This window comes from Acidocella sp., from assembly GCF_028687955.1.
Taxonomy (GTDB): Bacteria; Pseudomonadota; Alphaproteobacteria; order Acetobacterales; family Acetobacteraceae; genus Acidocella.
This window is the reverse complement of sequence record NZ_JAQTZC010000030.1, coordinates 1-2,895: the sequence shown is the minus strand read 5'-3', so window position 1 is coordinate 2,895 and position 2,895 is coordinate 1. Positions and strand designations below refer to the sequence as shown.

Sequence of the window (2,895 nt, the reverse complement as noted above, 5' to 3'; positions counted from 1 at the left end):
CGCATTCAGCAGCACCGTCGCCAGCGCGATATAGCTGGGCAGCGCAAAGCCGAGCACATGAAACGCCCAGATCGACCCCGCGAAATGGTTCAGCGCCACCAGCCAGGTCGCGCTGATGATCCCCGCGGCCCACCCCGCCAGCAACGCCCAGCCGTTGAAAAACCGCGTGAACACCGAGAACACGACCGCCGGAAACGTCTGGATGATCCACATCCCCCCCAGCAGTTGCAGCTGCACCGCGTAGGTGGTGGGGATCACCAGAATAAACACCAGCGCCCCCGCCACCATCACCAGCGAGAAGAGCTTTGCCACCTTGGCTTCCCCGCTTGCAACACTCCCCGGCATGAACTGCGAATAAATATCGCGGGTGAAGATATTCGCCGAGGCGATGGCCATGATCGCGGCAGGCACCAGCGCGCCGATCGCGATCGCGCCAAACGCCACGCCCGCGAACCAGCCGGGGAACGCCTCCAGCACCAGCGCCGGCACCGCGAAGCTGGTGCCATATTGCTTAAACCCGGCGGCAAATTGCGGCATGTCCTTCACCCCGGAAGCCACCGCCATATACCCCACCAGCGCCAGCAGCCCGAGCATCACCGAGTACGCCGGCAGCAGCACCGCATTGCGCCGGATCACCTGCGGCCCCGAGGAGCTGAGAATCCCCGTCGTGGTGTGCGGATACAAAAACAGCGCCATCGCCGAGCCCAGCGCCAAGGTCGCATAGCCGCTATAGGCCCCGGTGCTGCCCGCGGGCGGCGCCGCCAGCAGCAGCTTGGCGGGCGCAATCTTGGCGAATATCGCGCCAAATCCGCCAAGTTCCGCCGGTATCACAATCACCGCGACAATCACGGTCAGATAAATCAGCAGATCCTTTACAATCGCGATCATCGCCGGCGCGCGCAACCCGGAGGTATAGGTGAATGCCGCCAGCACCGTGAACGCCAAAATCAACGGCACATGCCCGGGAATTCCCAGCGCGCCGATCACCGTCTGCATGCCGATGAGTTGCAGCGCGATATAGGGCATGGTGGCGAATATCCCCGTCAGCCCGATCGCCAACGCCAGATGCTTGTTGCCATAGCGCCCGCGAACAAACTCCGGCCCGGTGATATACCCGTATTTATGAGCAACTTTCCAAAGTTTCGGAAACACCAAGTATAAAATCGGATAGATCAGCACGGTATACGGCATTGCGAAAAACCCGATCGCCCCGGCGCCGAACATCAGCGCCGGAATCGCAATGAAAGTATAGGCCGTATACGCATCTCCGCCGATCAGAAACCACGAAACCCAGGTGCCAAAGCGCCGCCCGCCCAACCCCCATTCCTCGATATGCTCCAAATTCCCGGCATTCCACCGCGCGGCGGTGAACCCCAGCACGATCACCACGGCGATCAGCGCCAGAAACACAAGGGTCGCTGCGGGATAGGTCATTATTTCTCTCCCCCGTGCTCAACCCGGTAGACGATATAAATCAGCAGCGAGGCCACCGGCACCAGCGCGATCTGAAACCAGTAGAAAAACGGAAACCCGAACAGCGCGGGCGCGGCATGATTATAAAACGGCACCGCCAGCACCATTACAAACACCAAAAGCAACAGAATTTTTATCACGTTTTGCTCCTCTGAGTCCCGGCATTCCGCCAGGTAGAACAGGGTAACGCATTGTGCGGCCCCGGCCAAAAAATTTACAAGGCGAGCGCGACAAACGCCGCCACATCCGGCCGCCCCGCCGCGAACCGCCATTGCGCTTTGCCGGGCGGGCAGGGCAGGGCGATCAACGATGAACACACCGTGGCGAACCCATCCTTCTCAGGAATATTCAGCGCGCTCTCCCATGGCCCGGTGGCGTCCGCCAGCAGCGCCGCCCAATCCTCAAACGCCGCCGCCGCAAAGCGCGGCAGATGCCGGGCAATCCGTGGATGCGCCGCATCATTGGGCTCGCCGGAGGTGATCATGCTCACCCCCTCGCCCAGCCGCGCCACATCTGGCTTTTCCGCACCCAGCCCGCGCAGCAAAAACGCGCCCGCGGCATTCGCCACCACCAGGTTGAACGGCCGGTACGCCCCCGCATCCAGCCCGGCCAAAACCCGCGCCGCCGCCTCGGCCGAACTCTCCCGCAGCGCCAGCAGCGGCAATTCCCCCCGGCTGCGTTTGCCCGCCGCTGGCCCCAGCGTGCCGGTGCGGTTCAGCACCGCCGCCGCCACGCCATGCCGGTTCATCCCCAGCCAGGTGCCGCCCGCGAGTCTATCCCGCCCGGCGATCACCCCCGGCCAGAACTCCCCCGGCGGCTCCCACGCGCGCTCCACCATTTCATCGCGGTTGGCGCCAATGAACACGCCTTGCGCGCCAATCCGCAGAATGATGGAGCACACGCGAAAAATCTCTATCCAAACACGCGCTTGAAGATCACATCCACCTGCTCCAGATGCATCTCCGAGGCCATCGCCGCGTCAATCTGCGCTTCGCTCACCCGCCCGGCGACCTCTTCATCCGCCAGCAAATTGGCGCGGAAATCGCGCGCATCCGGCTGCCCCAGCTTCGTCCACGTCGCCATCGCGTTGCGCTGCACGATCTTATAGGCGTCCTCGCGCAAAATTCCCGCCTTGGTCAGCGCCAGCAGCACCTCGCCGGAGTGCACAACCCCGCCCAAGCTGTCCATGTTCTCGCGCATCCGCTCGGGGTAGATCGTCAGCTTATCCATCATCCCCGCCAGCCGGCTGAGCGCGAAATCCAGCGTCACCGTCGCATCCGGCCCAATCCCGCGCTCGACCGAGGAGTGGCTGATATCGCGCTCATGCCACAGCGCCACATTCTCCATCGCGGGCACCACCGCCGCGCGCACCAGCCGCGCCAGGCCGCATAAATTCTCCGAGAGCACCGGATTGCGCTTATG

General features: G+C 63.3%; 3 protein-coding genes and 1 pseudogene. All 4 read right to left on the bottom strand.

The window, feature by feature from the left end; translation table 11 throughout:
- A partial coding sequence (gene mctP, locus PHE40_RS05750; protein ID WP_299959297.1) for a monocarboxylate uptake permease MctP occupies positions 1 to 1,434 on the bottom strand: 1,434 nt, incomplete at its 3' end.
- Positions 1,434 to 1,610, bottom strand: coding sequence for a DUF3311 domain-containing protein (locus PHE40_RS05745; protein WP_299959348.1), 177 nt, complete (start codon positions 1,608 to 1,610; stop codon positions 1,434 to 1,436). The genes PHE40_RS05745 and mctP, both read right to left, overlap by 1 nt.
- Positions 1,611 to 1,687: 77 nt before the next feature.
- Positions 1,688 to 2,374 carry an NRDE family protein gene (locus PHE40_RS05740; RefSeq protein ID WP_299959295.1) on the bottom strand — a complete coding sequence of 229 codons (687 nt, stop codon included), beginning with the start codon at positions 2,372 to 2,374 and terminating at the stop codon, positions 1,688 to 1,690.
- Between the two features lie 11 nt (positions 2,375 to 2,385).
- Positions 2,386 to 2,895, bottom strand: a pseudogene (locus tag PHE40_RS05735) (adenylosuccinate lyase); the annotation flags it as partial.